This is a genomic window from Urbifossiella limnaea (assembly GCF_007747215.1).
GTDB lineage: Bacteria > Planctomycetota > Planctomycetia > Gemmatales > Gemmataceae > Urbifossiella > Urbifossiella limnaea.
On the sequence record NZ_CP036273.1, the window covers coordinates 918,341 to 935,475 of the forward strand.

Below are 17,135 nucleotides of genomic sequence, written 5' to 3' on the forward strand. Positions count from 1 at the left end.
TTCCCATGATCTGGGACGTTCACGCCCACCTGCACGGCGTGGAGGGCCGCACGCCCGAGGAGCGGATGGCCAACATCGTCCGCTTCATGGACCGCATGGGCGTCGACCGCGTCTGCATCTCCATGGGCTTCCCGCACGTCATGGACCCGTCGCCCGAACAACTCAAGGCCCAGAACGACTACGCCATGCGGGCCATCGCCCACCACCACGACCGGGCGTTCGGGTTCGTCTACTGCAGCGGCAAGCACCCGACCGAGAGCGTCCGTGAGATCGAGCGGTGCGTCAAGAACGGCCCCATGGTCGGCGTCAAGCTGTGGGTCGCGCAGCTGGCCCGCGACCGCCGGCTCGACGCCATCATCACCGCCGCCACCGCGCTGAAGGCGCCCATCCTGCAACACACGTGGTTCAAGGCCACCGGCAACCACCCCGGCGAGTCCACGCCGAGCGACCTGGTCGAACTCGCCCGCCGGCACCCGACCGCGAAGCTGATCTGCGGCCACTCCGGCGGCGACTGGGAGCGCGGCTTCGCGGCCATCCGCGGCACGCCGTCGATCGCCGCCGAGGTCGGCGGGTTCGACCCGTCGGCCGGGTGCGTCGAGATGGGCGTGCGCGACCTGGGCGCCGACCGGATGCTGTACGGCAGCGACGTGGGCGGGCGCAGCTTCGGCTCGCAGCTGGCGAAGGTGCAGGCCGCCGACATCCCGGCCGACGCCAAGCGGAAGATTCTCGGCGAGAACCTGCGCGCCCTGCTCCGCCCGATCCTCGCCGACAAGGGGATGAAGCCGTGATCGTGGACACGAACCTCGCGGTCGGCCCGTACCCGTTCCGCCACCTGCCGCTCGCCGAACCCGCCGCGATGGCGAAGTTCCTCAAGGAAAAGGGCGTGACCCGCGCCTGGGCCGGCAGCACCGACGCGCTGTTGCACCGCGACGTGCGCGGCGTGAACGACCGCCTCGCGGCGACGTGCCAGGCCCACGGCGGCGGCATCCTCGTGCCGTTCGGCACGGTGAACCCGAAGCAGCCGGGCTGGGAGGACGACCTGAAGCGCTGCGCCGACGTGCACAAGATGCCCGGCCTGCGGCTGCACCCGGACTACCACAACTACACCCTCGCCGACCCGGCGCTGCCGCCGCTGCTGGAGGCGGCGAGCGCGAAGAAGCTGGTGGTGGTGATCGTCGGCCGGATGGAGGAGGAGCGGGTGCAACACCCGGTGTTCCACGTCACGCCGGCGGCGTTCGCGCCGCTGCCGGGGGTGCTGGCCGCCCTGCCGGACCTGAAGGTGGTGATGGCGAACTGGCGGCTGGACCCGTCGTCGGACGGCTTCGGGGTGTACGCGCGGGTGCCGAACCTGTTCTTCGACATCGCCATGATCGAGGGGCTGGGCCGGACGGCGCGGCTGGTGGAGCGGGTGGGGGCGGGGCGGGTGCTGTTCGGGTCGCACGCGCCGGTGTTCGTGTGGGAGTCGGCGGCGCTGAAGCTGCGCGAGGCGGCGCTGCGCGACGAGGACGCGGCGAAGGTGCGGGCGGGGAACGCCACGGCGCTGGTGCCGTAGCCGTCCGCGTGCCGTGCGGTGACGGCTCGCCGCCGCCGCCGCCGGCGCGTACACCGGGAGGGTTCCCGCCCCGGAGCCCCTCCCCATGCCCGCCCCCTCCCCCGTCGCCACCTGGCGGTGGTCCGTCGTCTGGCTGCTGTTCCTCGCCACCATGCTGAACTACATGGACCGGCAGGCGCTGAACAACACCCAGCGCCACCTCCTCGCCGAGTTCGAGCCCGACCCCGCCCGCCGCAACGCCGTCTACGCCGACATCCAGTTCGCGTTCGGCGTCTCGTTCGCCCTGTTCCAGATCGTCGCCGGCCTCCTCATCGACCGGTTCAGCCTCCGCTGGCTGTACCTCGGCGCCATCGTCGTGTGGAGCGGCGCCGGGGTGCTCACCGGGATGGTCCCCGCCGGCGCGGTGGGGGCGCTGATCGCCTGCCGGGTGATGCTCGGCGTCGGCGAGGCGTTCAACTGGCCGTGCGCCGTGGCGTGCGTCCGCCGGGTGATCCCGCGCGAGAGCCGCGGCCTGGCCAACGGCATCTTCCACAGCGGCGCCAGCATCGGCGCCGTGGCCACGCCGTTCCTCGTGCTGCTGGCCGTGAACCGGGAGACGGGTGAAGGCTGGCGCGGCCTGTTCGTGGTGGTCGGCGCCGTCGGGGCCGTGTGGGCGGCGCTGTGGATGGCGACGACCCGCGGCGACCGCGCCGCCGTCATCGACCACGTCGAGCCGGCCGACCCCGCGGTCCCCGGGAGCTCGACCCCGTTCACCGCCGCGTTCGGGATGCGGGCGTTCTGGGTGTGCCTGGCGACGGGCGTGTGCGTGAACCTGTGCTGGCACTTCTACAACCAGTGGTTCCCGCGCTACCTCACCGAAGACCTCCGCGTCGCGGCGGACACGGAGCTGTACATCCTCGCCGGGTTCTACGTCGCCGCCGACCTCGGCAGCCTGGTCAGCGGCTGGACCACGCGCCGGCTCGTCCGCGCCGGCCACACTGTCGAACGCTCGCGGCAGCTGGTGATGACCGGCGTGGCGGTCGTGCTGCTGGCCGCGACGGTGCCGGCGGCGCTGCTGCCGGCCGGCGCCTTGTTCGGGCTGAAGGTGGGGATGTTCTTCGTGGTCGCGGCGGCGGCGATGGGCGGGTTCGCCATCTTCTTCTCGCTCGCGCAGGACGTAATCCCGCGTCACACCGCCACGATCCTGGGTGTGTGCGGCTGCATGTCGTGGCTGGTCATCAGCGGCGTGACGAAGACGATCGGCGAGTTCGGCCTCGCCGGCCCGGGGAAGTACGCGACGCTGTTCGTGGTGATCGGCTGCGTGCCGCTCCTGGCCGCGGCGGCGGGATGGCTGTGGCCGCGGGACACGCTCCAACACTAATTTGTGGCATCGACTCAATTCGTGCCTCGACCCCCCGGGGGGGAGTCGTACACACAATGGCGCCGGGCCGAGGGTCCGGGATTGTCCTCCCTTTCGGCCGCCGGGCGGGGTATAAAAGAGGAACCCGCCCCACCGCTTTTCGCGCCCGCAGGACCGTTTTCATGCCCGTTCGGGGAGTGTTCGCCGCCCTGGCGCTGGCCGTCGCGCTGCTGACGCCGCGCCCCGGCGCCGAGGCGCAGCCGGCGAAGGACCTGGACGCCGACTTCCGCACGACCGTCCGGCCATTTCTGGACACGCACTGCGGCGGCTGCCACGGCGCCGAGCGGCCGAAAGCCGACCTGAACCTGCAGCGCTTCACGACGCCCGCCAGCATCGCCGCCGAGTTCGCGCAGTGGGAAGAGGTGCTGTCGCAGCTCAAGAGCGGCGAGATGCCGCCGCGGACGGCGAAGGCGCAGCCGACCGCGGCACAGCGGCAGGCGGTGGTGGCGTGGCTGGAGGCGTTCCGCGCCCGCGAGGCGGAACGCAACGCCGGCGACCCCGGCGTCGTGCTGCCGCGGCGGCTCAGCGTCGCCGAGTACGACGCCACCATCCGCGACCTGACCGGCGTGGACATCCGCCCGGCCCGCGACTTCCCCGTGGACCCCGCCAACGCCGCCGGGTTCGACAACACCGGCGAGTCGCTGACGATGTCGCCGGCGCTGCTGGCCAAGTACCTGCAAGCGGCGAAGTTCGTGGCCGAGCACCTGGTGCTGAACCCGGACGGGTTCACGTTCGCGCCGTACCCGGTGATCGCCGAGACGGACCGCGACAAGTACCACGTCCGCCGCATCGTGGACTTCTACCTCGCCCAGCCGACCGACCTGGCGCCGTACTTCTTCGCCGCGTGGCAGGGGAAGGCCGACCCGAAGCTGAGCCCGAAGTACCAGGCGACGGTGACGGCGCTGCTGACGGAAAAGACGGCCGAGCGCGGCCCCGTGGCCGCGGTGCAGGCGCTGTTCCAGGCGCTGCCGAAGGACGAGCCCGCCGCCCGCCGCGGCTGCGAGCAGTTGCGCGACGTGGTGCAGAAGGTACGGAGCCGCACGCAGGTGAAGGTGCGGAACCTGAGCGTGCCGGGGATGAACGCCGGGGCGCAGGCGCTCGTGCTGTGGAAGGACCGCGAGATGGCGAGCAACCGCCGCACCTACGGCGGCGGGGCGCTGACGCTACGGACCGACGACCTCCCCGCCGCCGCGAAGGCGAAGCTGACGCCGCCGGACGACGACGCGAAGAAGGCCTACGAGGACGGCTTCAATCGCTTCTGCGACGTGTTCCCCGACGCCTTCTACGTGAAGGAGCGGGCGCGGGTGTTCCTCGGCCCGAACGGCGAGCAGGGGAACGCCGGCCGGCTGCTGAGCGCCGGCTTCCACAACCAGATGGGCTACTTCCGCGACGACCAGCCGCTGTGCGAGCTGGTCCTCGACGCGAAGGGTAAGCGCGACCTGGACCGGTTGTGGGACGAGTTCGACTTCGCGTGTGACATACCGGCGCGGATGCACTCGGGGCTGGTGTGGTTCGAGCGGTCGGAGTCGCCGTACCTCGAGGGTAAGCAGTTCGACTTCGCCCGCGCCGAGGACAAGGACGTTGTGTCGCCGGCGAAGTTCGGCCGGTTCCGCGACGAGTACGTGAAGCACACGCTGAAGCAGAGCCGCGACGCCACCGCGACGCAGGCGGTGAAGGACCACTTCAAGATCAGCGAGGCGAACATCCGCCGCGTGGAAGCGGCCCGCGCTGCGGCCGAGCCGAAGCACGTCGCCGCGCTGCAGGCGTTCGCGGAGAAGGCCTACCGCCGCAAGCTGACCGCGGCCGAGAAGGACGGCGTGGCGGCGTTCTACCGCGCTCTCCGCGGCGCGGACGCGACGCACGAGGAAGCCGTGCGCGACACCGTGGTGCGCGTGCTGGCGTCGCCGCACTTCTGCTTCCGCGTCGATTTGCCGGCGCAGGGCAAGACCGCGCTCACCGACGAAGCGCTGGCCAGCCGACTGAGTTACTTCCTGTGGTCGAGCATGCCCGACGCCGAGCTGCTGGACCACGCCGCGAAGGGGTCGTTGCACACGCCCGACGTGCTGACCGCACAGGTCCGCCGCATGCTGAAGGACGACCGCGCCCGCGGGCTGGCGGCGAACTTCGGCGGCAGCTGGCTCGATTTCCGCCGGTTCGACGAGCACAACGCCGTGGACCGCGGCCGCTTCCCGCAGTTCACCAATGACCTCCGCGCCGCGATGGCCGAGGAGCCCGTGCGGTTCCTGCTCGACGTGATGCAGACCGACCGCCCCGTGACCGACGTGCTGAGCGGGAAGCACACGTTCGTGAACGCCGCGCTGGCGAAGCACTACGGGATGCCGATGCCGGCGCAGGGCTGGGCGCGGGTCGACGACGCCGACAAGTACGGCCGCGGCGGCGTGCTGCCGATGGGCGTGTTCCTGACGAAGAACGCCCCGGGCCTCCGCACCAGCCCCGTGAAGCGCGGCTACTGGGTGGTGACGAAGCTGCTCGGCGAGCGCATCCCGCCGCCACCGCCGGACGTGCCCGAACTGCCGGCCGACGAGGGGAAGCTCGGCACGCTGACCGTCCGCGAGGCGCTGGCGAAGCACCGCGAGCACCCGAGCTGCGCCGGCTGCCACGCCCGCTTCGACTCCTTCGGCCTGGCCTTCGAGGGCTTCGGCCCCGTCGGCGAGAAGCGGTCGAAGGACCTGGCCGGCAACGCCGTTGACACCCGGGTGTCGTTCCCGGGGAGTGTCGAGGCAGACGGCGTCGGCGGGCTGCGCGACTACCTGAAGGACCGGCGGCAGGCGGCGTTCGTGGACACGCTGTGCCGCAAGCTGCTGAGCTACGGCCTGGGCCGGACGTTGCTGCTGACGGACGAGCCGACGGTTGCGGCGATGAAGGCCCGGCTGGCGCGCGACGGCGGCCGCTTCGCCGGGCTGGCCGAGGTGGTGGCGACGAGCCCGCAGTTTTTGAACAAGCGAGCGCAATGACCGCCGCTCGCGGCGGTGCAATACCTGAGGAGCCCCCGATGAGCCCGAAGCCCCCGATCGCCCGGCGGACGTTCCTCCGCGGGGCCGGCGTCGCGGTCGCCCTGCCGTGGCTCGAATCTGTCCCGGTGTGGGGCGCCGACCCGGCCGCGCCGCCGAAGCGGTTCGCCGCCCTGTTCATGGGCAACGGCATCAACGGCAACCACTGGTGGGGCAAGGGCGAGGGCGCCACCCTCGAACTCGGCAAGAGCCTCCAGCCGCTGAACCCCGTGAAGTCGCGGGTGAACGTGCTGAACGGCCTGTTCAACAAGTCGGCCACCGGCGTCGGCATCCACCCCGGCCAGACCGGCAACGTGCTGTCGGGGGCCGCCCTCCAGAAGGGCGCCGAGTTGCGTGGCGGCGTCAGCATCGACCAGGTGCTCGCCCAACACGTCGGCCAGCACACGCCGCAGCCGAGCCTGGTGCTCGGGTGCGAGCAGCCGACCACGGGCTACCACGAGACGAACTTCTCGCTGGCGTACAGCTCGCACATCTCGTGGCAGAACGCCACGTCGCCGGTGCCGATGGAGGTGTACCCGTCGCTGGCGTTCGACGCCCTGTTCGGCGGCCGCGGCGACCGCCGCACCCGCAGCGTACTGGACGCCGTGCACGGCGACGCGGCGTCCCTGAGCAACCGCGTGAGCGGCGCCGACCGCGCCCGGCTCGACGAGTACCTGACAAGCGTGCGCGAGGTCGAGAAGCGCGTCGCCCCGGCACGGGCGGAGCGGGATGCCGCGATCGACCGCGGCGCGACCCCCACGATGCCGCGGCCCGCGAACGGCCTCCCCGAAGACCTCCGCGACCACCTCCGCCTGATGTGCGACGTGATCGCCCTCGGCTTCCAGACCGACCGCACCCGCGTGGCGACGCTGCTGATGGCCCGCGACCTGTCCGGCCTGACGTACCCGTTCCTCGGCGTCCGCGGCGCCCACCACCCGGCGTCGCACAGCGACCTGTCCGACGAGTACGAGAAGATCACTACCTTCTACGTCAGCCAGCTGGCGTACCTCGCCACGCGCCTGGACGCGATGAAGGAGGGCGAGCGGTCGGTGCTGGACAACTCGTGCCTGATGTTCGTGTCGAACATGTGGGCCGGCAGCAGCCACAACTCGAACAAGCTGCCGGTGGTGCTGGTGGGCGGGCTCGGCGGCACGCTCCAGGGCGGCCGGGCGCTCGACTACCTGACCCGCGGCGACGCCAACCGCAAGCTGTGCAGCCTGTACCTGTCGATCCTCGACCGCATGGACGTGCGCCTCGACCGCTTCGGCGACGCCGACACGCGGCTGGTGGGGCTGTGAACACGGGCGTCGGCCCCGGCCTGCGTCGCCGCCGGCCTCGCCGGCGCGGCCGAGCGGTCTGACCCCACTTCAGCTCACCAGCAGCGCGTGCCCGGTGAGCACCGTCAGCGCCGGGTCGAGGACTGCCGTCAGCGCCTCGCGCACGGCCGCGTCCCCCGTCACCGGCTTGCCGTTCCGCGCCACCTGTAGCTGCCCCGCCACCGCGTCCGCGGTCAGCGCTTCCACCAGCTCCGGCCGCGTGCGGGTGCCGTCGAGCAGCGGCACCAGCCGCTTGTCCAGGTCGGTCAGCTTCACCAGCTCGTGCCGGCGGTTCGTGACCATCGCCGCGCCCGCCCCGGCCTGCAGCCGCGCCGACTTCACCACTTCCGGCTTCTCCCCCGGTACCCGCGACACCGCGATCGGCGCCGCGTGCAACTCCAGCAGGTCGGACGAGATGTACGTGTTCACCAGCCCCAGCGCCAGCGTCTTGCCGTCGTCGTCGAGCGTGTCCGCGGGGCGGCCGAGGAGGAGGCGCGACTCGGTCAGCAACTCGTCGAACGGCGTCGTACCCGGCCAGCGCTCGCCGAGCACCTGCATGGCCGCCTTCAGCAGCGGGCGGTTGGTCGAGAGCGTCATGCCGCTGCGCGTCTGGTACTGGGCCGGCGCCTCGGTGTTGATGTCGGGCGGGTTCTTGGTCGCCGGCTTGCCGGCGGACGCGACGTGCATCGTGCGCACGGCGGCGGGGTCGATCGTCCAGTTCGGCGTGGCCGCGGCGGGGACGAGGAGCGTTTCGCGGAACGTGCGGTTGCGCAGGAAGTCCATGTACTGCTCGGTCTGCACCTGGTCCGCGGCGAGGGTGCGGAGCGTCTTCTGCACGTCCGGCCCGAAGTTGCCGGTGACCATCGTGCCGACACGTGCCTCGCCCATGTAGCGGAGGCCGTGCGCCTCCGCCATCGCCACGAACTGGTGGAAGTACAGCGGGTCGTTGTTCTCCTCCAGGTGTTCGTGGAAGAGGTAGTGGTCGGCCTGCTTGCGGACGCTCTCCAACTCGGCCTTCAGCAGCGCGGTGTAGGCGCCCTCCTGGCGGTTGGACGCGGCGAGGAAGTCGAGCAGCGCCCGCGCCTGGCCGACGCGCTGCTTCGCGTCCGGGAAGCGCATGGCGTGGTAGCGCATCATGTCGCGGATCATGCCGCGCATGTGCCACCCGGGGTACGTGTTGTAGCTGACGTAGGCGACGCCGTTCGGCGCCAGCCGGCGGGCGCACACGTCGAGGATCGCGTCGCGGACGGTGGTCGGCACCCACGAGAAGACGCCGTGGCAGACCACGTAGTCGAACGTGCCGTAGGACTCGTCCACGTCGGTGATGCTCGCGTGGCGCAGCTCGATGTTCTTCAACCCGAGCCGCGTCACGAACGCGACGCCGTCGGCGACCTGGCGCGCGGACAGGTCCACGCCGACGCAGTGGGACTGCGGGAAGCGTTCGGCGACGGGGACGAGGTTGCCGCCGGCCGCGGCGCCGAGTTCGAGGACGCGCGCCGTCTGGACCGGCGGCGGGTTCAGACCGAACAGCCGGGCCACGACCGCGAGCCGCGACGGGTGCGTCTGGGCGTACGGGTGGCTGTCGTAGGGGACCTCGTCATACGTGTTCGATTCCATTCCCGTGTTGTAGGCCGGCCCCCGGAATGACCAATTCCCAATGACCCGCCAATGACCAAGGGAAGGAACCGAACCCCACGGTAGGCGGTGCGGGCGGCGACCGACTCACACCACGTCCGGCCTTGGTCATTGGTGGGTCATTGGGATTTGGTCATTCCGCGGCGCCAGGGTAGAACGGCCTCCGTCTAACACCTCGAACCGTGGAGGAGCCCAAGTGGACCGATCGGTCGTGCTGTGCGGGCTCGGGCGGGTCGGGTGGCGGGTGCTGGAGTCGCTCCGCGCCGCCGGCCAGCCCGTCGCCGTCGTCGACACGCACCCGCCGCTCGACGACCCGCGTCTCGCCGGCCTCACGGTCGTCGTCGGCGACTGCCGCAAGCCCGAAGTGTTGGAAAGGGCGGGCGTCGGCGGCGCGGCCGCGGTCCTCATTGTCACCGGCGACGACCTGGTGAACGTGTCCGCGGCGCTGATCGTGCGGCAGCTCAACGCCGACGTCCGCGTCGTCCTGCGGATGTTCAACCAGAACCTCCTCGACCGGCTCGGCGCGGCCGTCAAGAACACCACCGCCCTGAGCGTCTCCGGCCTCGTCGCGCCGCTGCTGGCGCTGACCGCCGCCACCGGCGAGGCGCTCGGCGCGTTCAAGCTCGACAGCGGCCCCCAGCAGATCGCCGAGCTCGTCGTCGCCGACGGGACCGACCTCGCCGGCCGGCCGCTCGCCGACGTGGCGGGGCAGTACGGCGTCGTGCCGCTGGCCGTCGGCGCGGACGGCGCCGAGCCGCGCTTCTTGCTCGACGTGCGCGGCGACACCCGGTTGTCGGTCGGCGACCGGCTCGTCGTCGCCGGCGCGCCGGCGGCGGTGCGGCCGCTGCTGGAGACGGTCCGCGGCGACCTGCTGCCGGGCGTCCGCTGGGCCGGGGCCGTGCGCCGCTGGCTGCGCACCGCCGTCACCACGCTCGGCGAGGTGGACCTGGCGGTGAAGGTCATCACGCCGGTGCTGTTCGTCGCGCTCCTCGCCAGCACGCTGACGTTCCGGTACGGCCTCGAGTCGAGCTGGGCCGACGGCGTGTACCAGTCGGTGAGCGTGATGGCGACCGGGGCCGAGCTCCGCGGCGACGCCCGGCCCGAGTGGGCGAAGGTGTTCCTGAGCGTGCTCAAGCTGGTCGGCGCGGCGCTGCTCGCCGGGTTCACCGCCATCCTGACGAACTACCTGATCCGCGCCCGCCTCGGCGGCGCGCTGGAGGTGCGGCGCGTGCCCGACGGCGGGCACGTCGTGGTGTGCGGCCTCGGCAACCTGGGCTACCGGTGCGTCGAGGCGCTGACCGCGATCGGCGAGCGGGTGGTGGCCATCGACCGGACCAACGACAACCCGTTCATCGCCACCTGCCGGCGGAAGGGGGTGCCGGCGTTCGTCGGCGACGCGACCGTGGCCGAGGTGTTGAGGCAGGCCCGCGCCGACACCGCGAAGGCCGTCATCGCCGCGACCGACTCCGAGCTGGCGAACCTGGAGATCGCACTGCTGGTGAAGGAGTTCGCGCCGAAGGCCCGGCTCGTGGTGCGGCTGTCGGACCCGCTCTTTGCCGGGGCGCTGCGCGAGTCGGCGGGGGTGCGGCACGCGGTGTCCGAGCCGGCGCTGGCGGCCCCGGCGTTCGCCGCGGCGCTGTTCGGCGACCGCGTCCAGACGCTGGTGCGGGCGATCGGCCGCACGCTGGTCGTCGTCGAGTTCTCGCCGCAGCCCGACGGGTGCGGCCTGGCCGGGAAGTCGCTGCGGGCGGCGGCGGTCGACTACCGCTTCCTGCCGCTGTCGCTGAACGGCCAGAACCCGGCGACGATGCCGGACCGGCGGCTGAAGCCGGGCGACCGCGTGACCGCGGTGGCGGAGTTGCCGGACCTGGAGCGGCTGCTGCGGCGGGCGCCCGTGGCGAAGGACCGGCGGGTGGTGGTGGACGGCTTTCCGAAGACGGCTCGGGAGGCGCTCCTGCCGCTGGTGCGGGCGGCGCGGCGGTGCTCGCAGGACGAGGCGGACGCGGTGCTGGCGGCGCCGCCGTTCGTGGCCGCCGACGGGCTGACGCGCGGCGAGGCGGACGAACTGCTGGCGCAGCTCGGTCGGGAGCGGGTGACGGCGCGGGCGGAAGTGGGCTGACCCGTCGCCGCATCCTGCCATTGGGCAAAACTTTCCCGCCGGGCGTGAGCTAGGCTGTGGAACACGTCCCCTGCTCGCACCCGGGTCGCTGCATGAATCTGCTCACCCCACCGCCCGCCCCCGCCAGCGCCAAGGCCGTCGCCGAGTTCGCGGGCCATTCCTCGTCCGTCGCCGCCGTCGCGTTCACGCCGGACCGGTCGCTCCTCGTCTCCGCCGACCGCGACGGCACCACCCGCGTCTGGGATTTGGGCGGCGCCAAGCCCGGCCCCCGCGGCGACGTGCCGCGCACCGGCGACCCCGTCCGCACCCTGTCCTGCGCGCCGAGCAGCCGGCTGGTCGCACTCGCCGCCGACGCCACCGGCGGGCTGGTGCGGTTGTTCGACATCACGGACAAATCGCCGGCCCCGAACGTCACCCTCCGCGGCGCCCGCGGGGCGGTGCTGGCGGTGGCCTACTCGGCCGACGGCAAGCTGATCGCCGGCGGCGGCGAGGACGGCACCCTCCGCCTGTGGGAACCCGGCCCCGGGTTCCGCGGCGACGCCCGCGCCATGCTGACCGGTCACACGAAGCCGATCGCCGCGGCCGCGGTCGCCCCGGACGGTCAGACGGCGGCGACCGGCTCGCTCGACGGCACCGCCCGCACGTGGACGCTCGGCCGCATCCGGCCGGGGCCGCGGGCGACACTGCCGCACCCCGCCGCGGTGCAGGCCGTGGCCTACCTGCCCGACGGCAAGAGCCTGGTGACGGCGTGCGCCGACGGCCGCGTCCGGGTGTGGGATTTGACGGCGCTGAAGCCGGCGGTCCGGGCCGAGTTCGCGGCGTCCGTGCGGGTGCTGGCGGTGACGGGGGACGCGATCGTGGGCACGGCCGAGGGTGCGGCGGTGACGACGTGGGACGCGCGGACCGGGGCGGTGCGGGCGGTGTGGGAAGTGCCCGGCGGGTCCGGCACCGCGGCGGCGCTGACGGCCGACGGGCGGTATTTGGCGCGCGGCACCTCGGCGGGCGTGGTGGGGGTGTACCGCGTGGCCGAGAAGCGGGCGCGATAACCGGGCGACCAGCCGGCTCACGCCGGCCGTTCGCCGTCCTGAGCTCCCGCCCGGATGTTAACCCTGGTTAACACTCCGGGCCGGTTCTTCCGCCCCGGCCGGAAATTCCTGTGCTAGGGTTCGAACGGTCCACCCCCTCCGCGCCGCCACCGGGGCCGCCGATGTCCGTCCGTATCGAGAGCCACGCCGAGCCCATCCCGGGCTACAAGCTGCTCGACCGCCTCGGGTCGGGCGGGTTCGGCGAGGTGTGGCGGTGCGAGGCGCCCGGCGGCATCAACAAGGCCGTCAAGGTCATCTTCGGCGACCTCCGCAGCCAGGACAACGACCTCGTCCGCTACGCCGAGCAGGAGCTCAAGGCGCTCAAGCGCGTCAAGCAAGTCCGCCACCCGTACCTGCTCGCCCTCGACCGGTACGACATCGTCGACGGCAAGCTGATGATCGTGATGGAGTTGGCCGACTGCAACCTGTGGGACCGGTTTCGCGAGTGCCGCGAGAAGGGCCACCCGGGCATCCCGCGCGACGAGCTCCTCGGCTACATGCGCGAGGCCGCCGAAGTGCTCGACCTGATGAACGACCAGTTCGGGTTACAGCACCTCGACATCAAGCCGCAGAACCTGTTCCTGCTGTACAACCACGTGAAGGTCGCCGACTTCGGGCAGGTCAAGGACTTGCAAGGGGTCATGGCCAGCGTCACCGGCGGCATCACCCCGGTGTACGCGGCCCCCGAGACGTTCGACGGCCTCGTGTCGCGGTACTGCGACCAGTACAGCCTGGCGTGCGTGTACCAGGAACTGCTGACGGGGCAGCGGCCGTTCGACGGCACCAGCATGAGCCAGCTGCTGATGCAGCACCTGCAGCTGCCGCCGGACCTGGCCCCGAGCCCACCCGCCGACCGGCCGGCGCTCCTGCGGGCGCTGGCGAAGCGGCCCGATGACCGCTGGCCGACCGTGTCCGCGTTCGTACGCGCCATCCAGGACGGCGGCGGCGGCAGCGGTGCCGTCGGCCGCGCCGCGCCGACGGCCGACTCGGCCAACGACCTCGGCCCGAAGCCCGGCTCCGGCATCCACGGCCTGGAGTTGGAGACGCCTTCCCCGCGCGGCCTGCTCGACACCGACAACCACGCCGCCCTCATCACGCCCGCCCCGCCCGAGGTCACCGGCGACGGCCCGCTGCGGCCCGCCGTCGTCATCGGCATCGGGCAGGCCGGCCTGCGGGTGGCGCAGCGGCTGCGATTCGAGCTGGCCGAGCGGTACGGCCCGGCCGAGTTCACGCCACTGGTCCGCACCCTCGCCATCGACACCGACCCGGACACGCTCGACGACGCCGAGCGGCCGCGGCCACAGGACCGGCTGGCGGCGCTGCCGGCGGACTGCATCATTCCGGCGAAGCTGAACCGGGCCAGCCACTACCTCAAGCCGCGGCTCAACGGCCGCAACCTCACCGACGGCTGGTTCGACCCGCAGCTGCTGTACCGCATTCCGCGGACGCCCCAGACGATGGGCCTCCGCCTGTTCGGCCGGCTCGCATTCATGGACCACTACCGCACCGTCATGGCGAAGCTCGGCGCCGAGCTGGAAGCCGCGCTGGCCCCGGACAGCCTGCACCTGACGGAGCAGCGCACGGGGCTCCGCCGGCGGACGAACCGGCCGCGGGTGTACGTCGTGGCCGGGGCCGGCGGCGGCACCGGCGGCGGGATGCTGCTCGACGTGGCCTACGCCGTCCGCGCGCGGCTGAAGCGGATGGGGTACGAGAGCCCGGAGCTCGTCGGCGTGCTATTCCTGCCGCCGGCCGACGCCTCGCTGGCCCCGCCGCAGGCGCTCGGCAACGCCTACGCCACGCTCACCGAGCTGAACCACTACACCCGGCCGGACACGACGTTCACCGCCCACTACGACGACCGCAGCGGGGCGGTCAAGGAGAAGGACGCGCCGTTCACCCGGGTGCTGCTCGTGCCCGGCCCGGCGGGGGCGGTGTTCAACGGCACCCGTTCCACGCCGCCGGCCACCGGCGTCGTCGGCCGCGGGGCCCTCACCCGCCCGGCGCCGGCGGGCGTCGGCACGCGAATGACGCCGCCGGGCATCGCCGTCCCCGGGGCGCGCAAGCCCGGCTCCGGGGCCACCGGCACACCCGGGTCGCGCGTCGTCCCGGTGCCGGGGTTCGGGCAGACGCCGGAACCGGCCGGGACCGCATTCAAGGCCGTCACCCAGGTCGCCGAGCTGATCCGCCTCGACCTGTTTACCCCGGTCGGTCGGACCGCCGACGCCCAGCGCGAGGCGAAGCTGGCCGGCCTGCCGCCAGGCGTCACCGTGGGCGCGTTCGGCGTCGCGGCGTTCGATTGGCCGCGTGCCGAGGTCGTGGTCCGGACGGCGGAGACGGTGTCGCGGAAGGTCCTGACGGCGTGGCTCCTGCCGAACGTGAAGCGTGCCCGCGAGGTGATCCCGACGTGGGCCGCCGCCCAGTGGACGCGGATGGAACTCGACCCGGACGCGGTGCTGGCGCGGCTCCAGGCCGCGGCTGAATCCGCGACGGGGGCGCGCACCGAAGACCTGATCGCCGCCGCGACCGAGCCGCTGGTCCCGAAGGGCTGGCTGGCCCGGCTGCCGGAGCCCGAGCGCGTCGCCGTCGCGGTGGACGGGCTGGTGAAGTTGTTCGGCCCGCCGTCGGGGCCGGCGCACCGCGTGCCGACGGCCGCCGAGGGGGCCGTGGCCGAGGCCGCGCTGGCGGTCGCCAACGAGGCGGCGCTCCACCTGCGGACGGTCGTCGCGGGCCTGGTCGAAGACCCCCAGTTCCGCCTGGCCGGGGCCGAGGAGGCGACCCGACAGTTCCTGGCGACGACGGACCGCCTCGCCGAGAAGTATTACGCCGAGGCCGCCGCCGCCGACCTGAAGGCGACCGCCGCCTACGAGTGCCTCGTGCAGTACACGCACTTTCAGAAGGGGATGCGCAAGCCGGCCGCGGCCGAGATCGCGGACGCGCTGCGGCTGTTCCCCCGCGCCCGCTACCAGGGCGTGCTGCACCGCACGCTGGCCCGGCTGTACCAGACGGTGCGCGACCCGCTGGAGGCGCAGCTGGCCGACGTCTCCGGCTGCCGCGAACGGCTGGCCGAAGTGGCGGGGCCGGTCGGGCCGGCGGCGGCGGACTTCATCCCCGGCCCGCGCCGGCTGATGCCGCCCGGGTGCCTCGGCGTCGACGACGCGGTGGCCCGGTTCGAGGGCGTGCTGACCGACGCCGACCAGGCGGCCATCGACGCCCGGGTGCAGGCGCTGCTGGAGCCGGAGCACGGCGGCCTGTTCCAGGCGTGCTTCTCGTCGTCGGCCGGCCCCGAGGGCGTGGTCGCGGCGGTGCGCGAGGAGGCGCGGTCGTACCTCGACGCGCGGCTCGGCGACGTCGACATGGGGGCGATGTTCGCGGAGCGGTTCCGCAGCCGGCAGAGCGCCGAGGCCGCGGTCGGCCACGCCTTCGCGGAGGCGGAACCGGAGTGGGTCGGCGGCGGCCCGTGGACCGGCACGGAAGTCACGGTGCTGGCGGTGCCGGACGGCGTGGCCGGCGCCCCGGTGCGGGAGCTGGCGGCGCGGGCGATCCCCGTCGCGGGGCTGCCGACGGCCGACAGCCGCGACGACGTGACCATCTACCGCGAGTACCCCGCGGTGCCGCTGTCGGCGGTGCCGCACCTGGGGCCGGCGGGTTCGACGGCGTACCAGAACCTGCCCGAGTCGAACCAGTGCAGCCTCCACAGCCGGCTCGACGTGACGGCGTGGACGGGGGTGGACGACTGACCGTTCCGCCGCCCGCGGCGGCGCCCGCCGGCACACCGTTCGCTACAATCGCGCCACGCACCGGTGCGTGGGGAGGAGCGAATGGGCCGCATCTGGGACGTGGTCCGCCGCATCGCCACCGGCGACAACTCCCCGCCGCCGGACCTCGACGCCACCCTCACGCAACTCCGCGCCCGCACCCCCGCCCCCGTCTTCTGGCTCCTGGGCAAAACCCAGTCCGGCAAGACCAGCATCACCCGCTTCCTCACCGGCGCCGACGACGCCGTCATCGGCAGCGGCTACCGCCCGTGCACCAAGACCTCGCGCAAGTTCCAGTTCCCCACGCCCGACGCCCCGCTGATGGAGTTCCTCGACACCCGCGGCGTCGACGAACCCGGCTACGACCCGGCCGAGGACGTCGCCGCGTTCGACCCCGTGGCCCACGTCGTCGTCGTCACCGCGAAGGCCACCGACTTCGCGCAGGGGAACGTCCGCGCGGGGCTGGAGCCGATCCGCCGGGCGAACCCGTCGCGGCCCGTGATCCTGTGCGTGACGTGCCTGAACGAGGCGATCCCGCGGCAGCCGCACCCGCCGTACGGGAAGTGGGAGGAGTACGAGCCGCTGCGGCGGGCCATCGAGGAGCACACGCGGGCGTTCGCCGGGCTGTTCGACGTGTGCGTGCCGATCGACCTGACCCGGCCCGACGACGGCTTCCCCGAGCCGAACTACGGCGGCGAGGCACTGAAGGCGGCGCTGCTCGCGTCGCTGCCGGGGGCGTACCGGCAGACGCTGGTACAGTTGAAGGAAGCGACGGACGCGCTGAAGGACGTTCACCTCCGCCACGCGGTGCCGGTTATCCTGGGCTACGCCTCGATGGCGGCCAGCGCCGGGGCGGTGCCGGTGCCGTTCCTCGACCTGCTCATCATCCCGGGCATCCAGAGCCGGATGGTGACGCACCTGGCGGCCATGTACGGCCAGCCAATGACGCCGGAGCGGTACAAGGAGGTGGCCGCGTCACTGGGGGCGGGGCTGGTGGCCCGGCAGGCGGTGCGCGAGATCACGAAGCTGATCCCGTACGTGGGGTCGGTGGCCGGCGCGGCGGTGGCGTGGGCCAGCACGTACGCCCTGGGGCGGGCCTTCTGCTACTACTACCAGGCGGTGTGCGAGGGGCACGTCCCCGACACGCAGACGCTGCGGCGGGTGTACCACGAGCAGTACAGCGCCGCGGAAGGGACGTGGCGCTCGGACCAGGTGAAACGAACCCCGTGAAGGGGTGAAGGGGTGAAGGGGTGAAGGGGTGAC

Annotated in this window: 10 protein-coding genes; 9 read left to right on the forward strand and 1 reads right to left on the reverse strand. The window is 72.9% G+C overall.

Translation table 11 applies throughout. The features are described 5' to 3' along the window. The first annotated feature begins 5 nt into the window (after nucleotides 1–5). The 5 genes from ETAA1_RS03780 to ETAA1_RS03800 all read left to right on the forward strand — a co-directional run bounded on the left by ETAA1_RS03780 (nucleotide 6) and on the right by ETAA1_RS03800 (nucleotide 7,260). Entirely contained in the window at nucleotides 6–788 is a 783-nt protein-coding gene (locus ETAA1_RS03780; RefSeq protein ID WP_145234442.1) for an amidohydrolase family protein, read from the forward strand. Beyond that, nucleotides 785–1,552, forward strand: a complete 768-nt coding sequence (locus ETAA1_RS03785; RefSeq protein WP_145234443.1) for an amidohydrolase family protein — start codon at nucleotides 785–787, stop codon at nucleotides 1,550–1,552. The genes ETAA1_RS03780 and ETAA1_RS03785 overlap by 4 nt, the downstream gene beginning before the upstream one ends. An 85-nt stretch (nucleotides 1,553–1,637) precedes the next feature. Continuing rightward, on the forward strand, nucleotides 1,638–2,912 hold the full coding sequence (locus tag ETAA1_RS03790) for an MFS transporter (RefSeq protein WP_145234445.1): 1,275 nt from the start codon (nucleotides 1,638–1,640) through the stop codon (nucleotides 2,910–2,912). Between the two features lie 161 nt (nucleotides 2,913–3,073). Next, nucleotides 3,074–5,926, forward strand: coding sequence for a DUF1592 domain-containing protein (locus tag ETAA1_RS03795; RefSeq protein WP_202920642.1), 2,853 nt, complete (start codon nucleotides 3,074–3,076; stop codon nucleotides 5,924–5,926). 38 nt (nucleotides 5,927–5,964) lie between these two features. Continuing rightward, nucleotides 5,965–7,260 carry a DUF1552 domain-containing protein gene (locus tag ETAA1_RS03800; RefSeq protein WP_145234448.1) on the forward strand — a complete coding sequence of 432 codons (1,296 nt, stop codon included), beginning with the start codon at nucleotides 5,965–5,967 and terminating at the stop codon, nucleotides 7,258–7,260. Between the two features lie 69 nt (nucleotides 7,261–7,329). On the opposite strand, the gene ETAA1_RS03805 is transcribed toward ETAA1_RS03800, so the two are convergent. Beyond that, the gene (locus tag ETAA1_RS03805) at nucleotides 7,330–8,895 is read right to left on the reverse strand and encodes a methyltransferase regulatory domain-containing protein (RefSeq protein ID WP_145234450.1); all 1,566 of its coding nucleotides are present in this window, start codon (nucleotides 8,893–8,895) and stop codon (nucleotides 7,330–7,332) included. Between the two features lie 214 nt (nucleotides 8,896–9,109). Between ETAA1_RS03805 and ETAA1_RS03810 the strand changes: the two genes are divergently transcribed. The 4 genes from ETAA1_RS03810 (at nucleotide 9,110) to ETAA1_RS03825 (ending at nucleotide 17,102) form a co-directional block, all read left to right on the forward strand. Next, complete coding sequence (locus ETAA1_RS03810; RefSeq protein WP_145234452.1) at nucleotides 9,110–11,032, forward strand: potassium channel family protein; 1,923 nt, start codon at nucleotides 9,110–9,112, stop codon at nucleotides 11,030–11,032. Between the two features lie 92 nt (nucleotides 11,033–11,124). Beyond that, nucleotides 11,125–12,078, forward strand: coding sequence for a WD40 repeat domain-containing protein (locus tag ETAA1_RS03815; protein ID WP_145234453.1), 954 nt, complete (start codon nucleotides 11,125–11,127; stop codon nucleotides 12,076–12,078). A 161-nt stretch (nucleotides 12,079–12,239) separates the two neighbouring features. Then, nucleotides 12,240–15,854 carry a tubulin-like doman-containing protein gene (locus ETAA1_RS03820; protein WP_145234455.1) on the forward strand — a complete coding sequence of 1,205 codons (3,615 nt, stop codon included), beginning with the start codon at nucleotides 12,240–12,242 and terminating at the stop codon, nucleotides 15,852–15,854. A gap of 81 nt (nucleotides 15,855–15,935) precedes the next feature. Then, the gene (locus ETAA1_RS03825) at nucleotides 15,936–17,102 is read left to right on the forward strand and encodes a YcjF family protein (protein WP_145234456.1); all 1,167 of its coding nucleotides are present in this window, start codon (nucleotides 15,936–15,938) and stop codon (nucleotides 17,100–17,102) included. The last annotated feature ends 33 nt before the right edge of the window (nucleotides 17,103–17,135 follow it).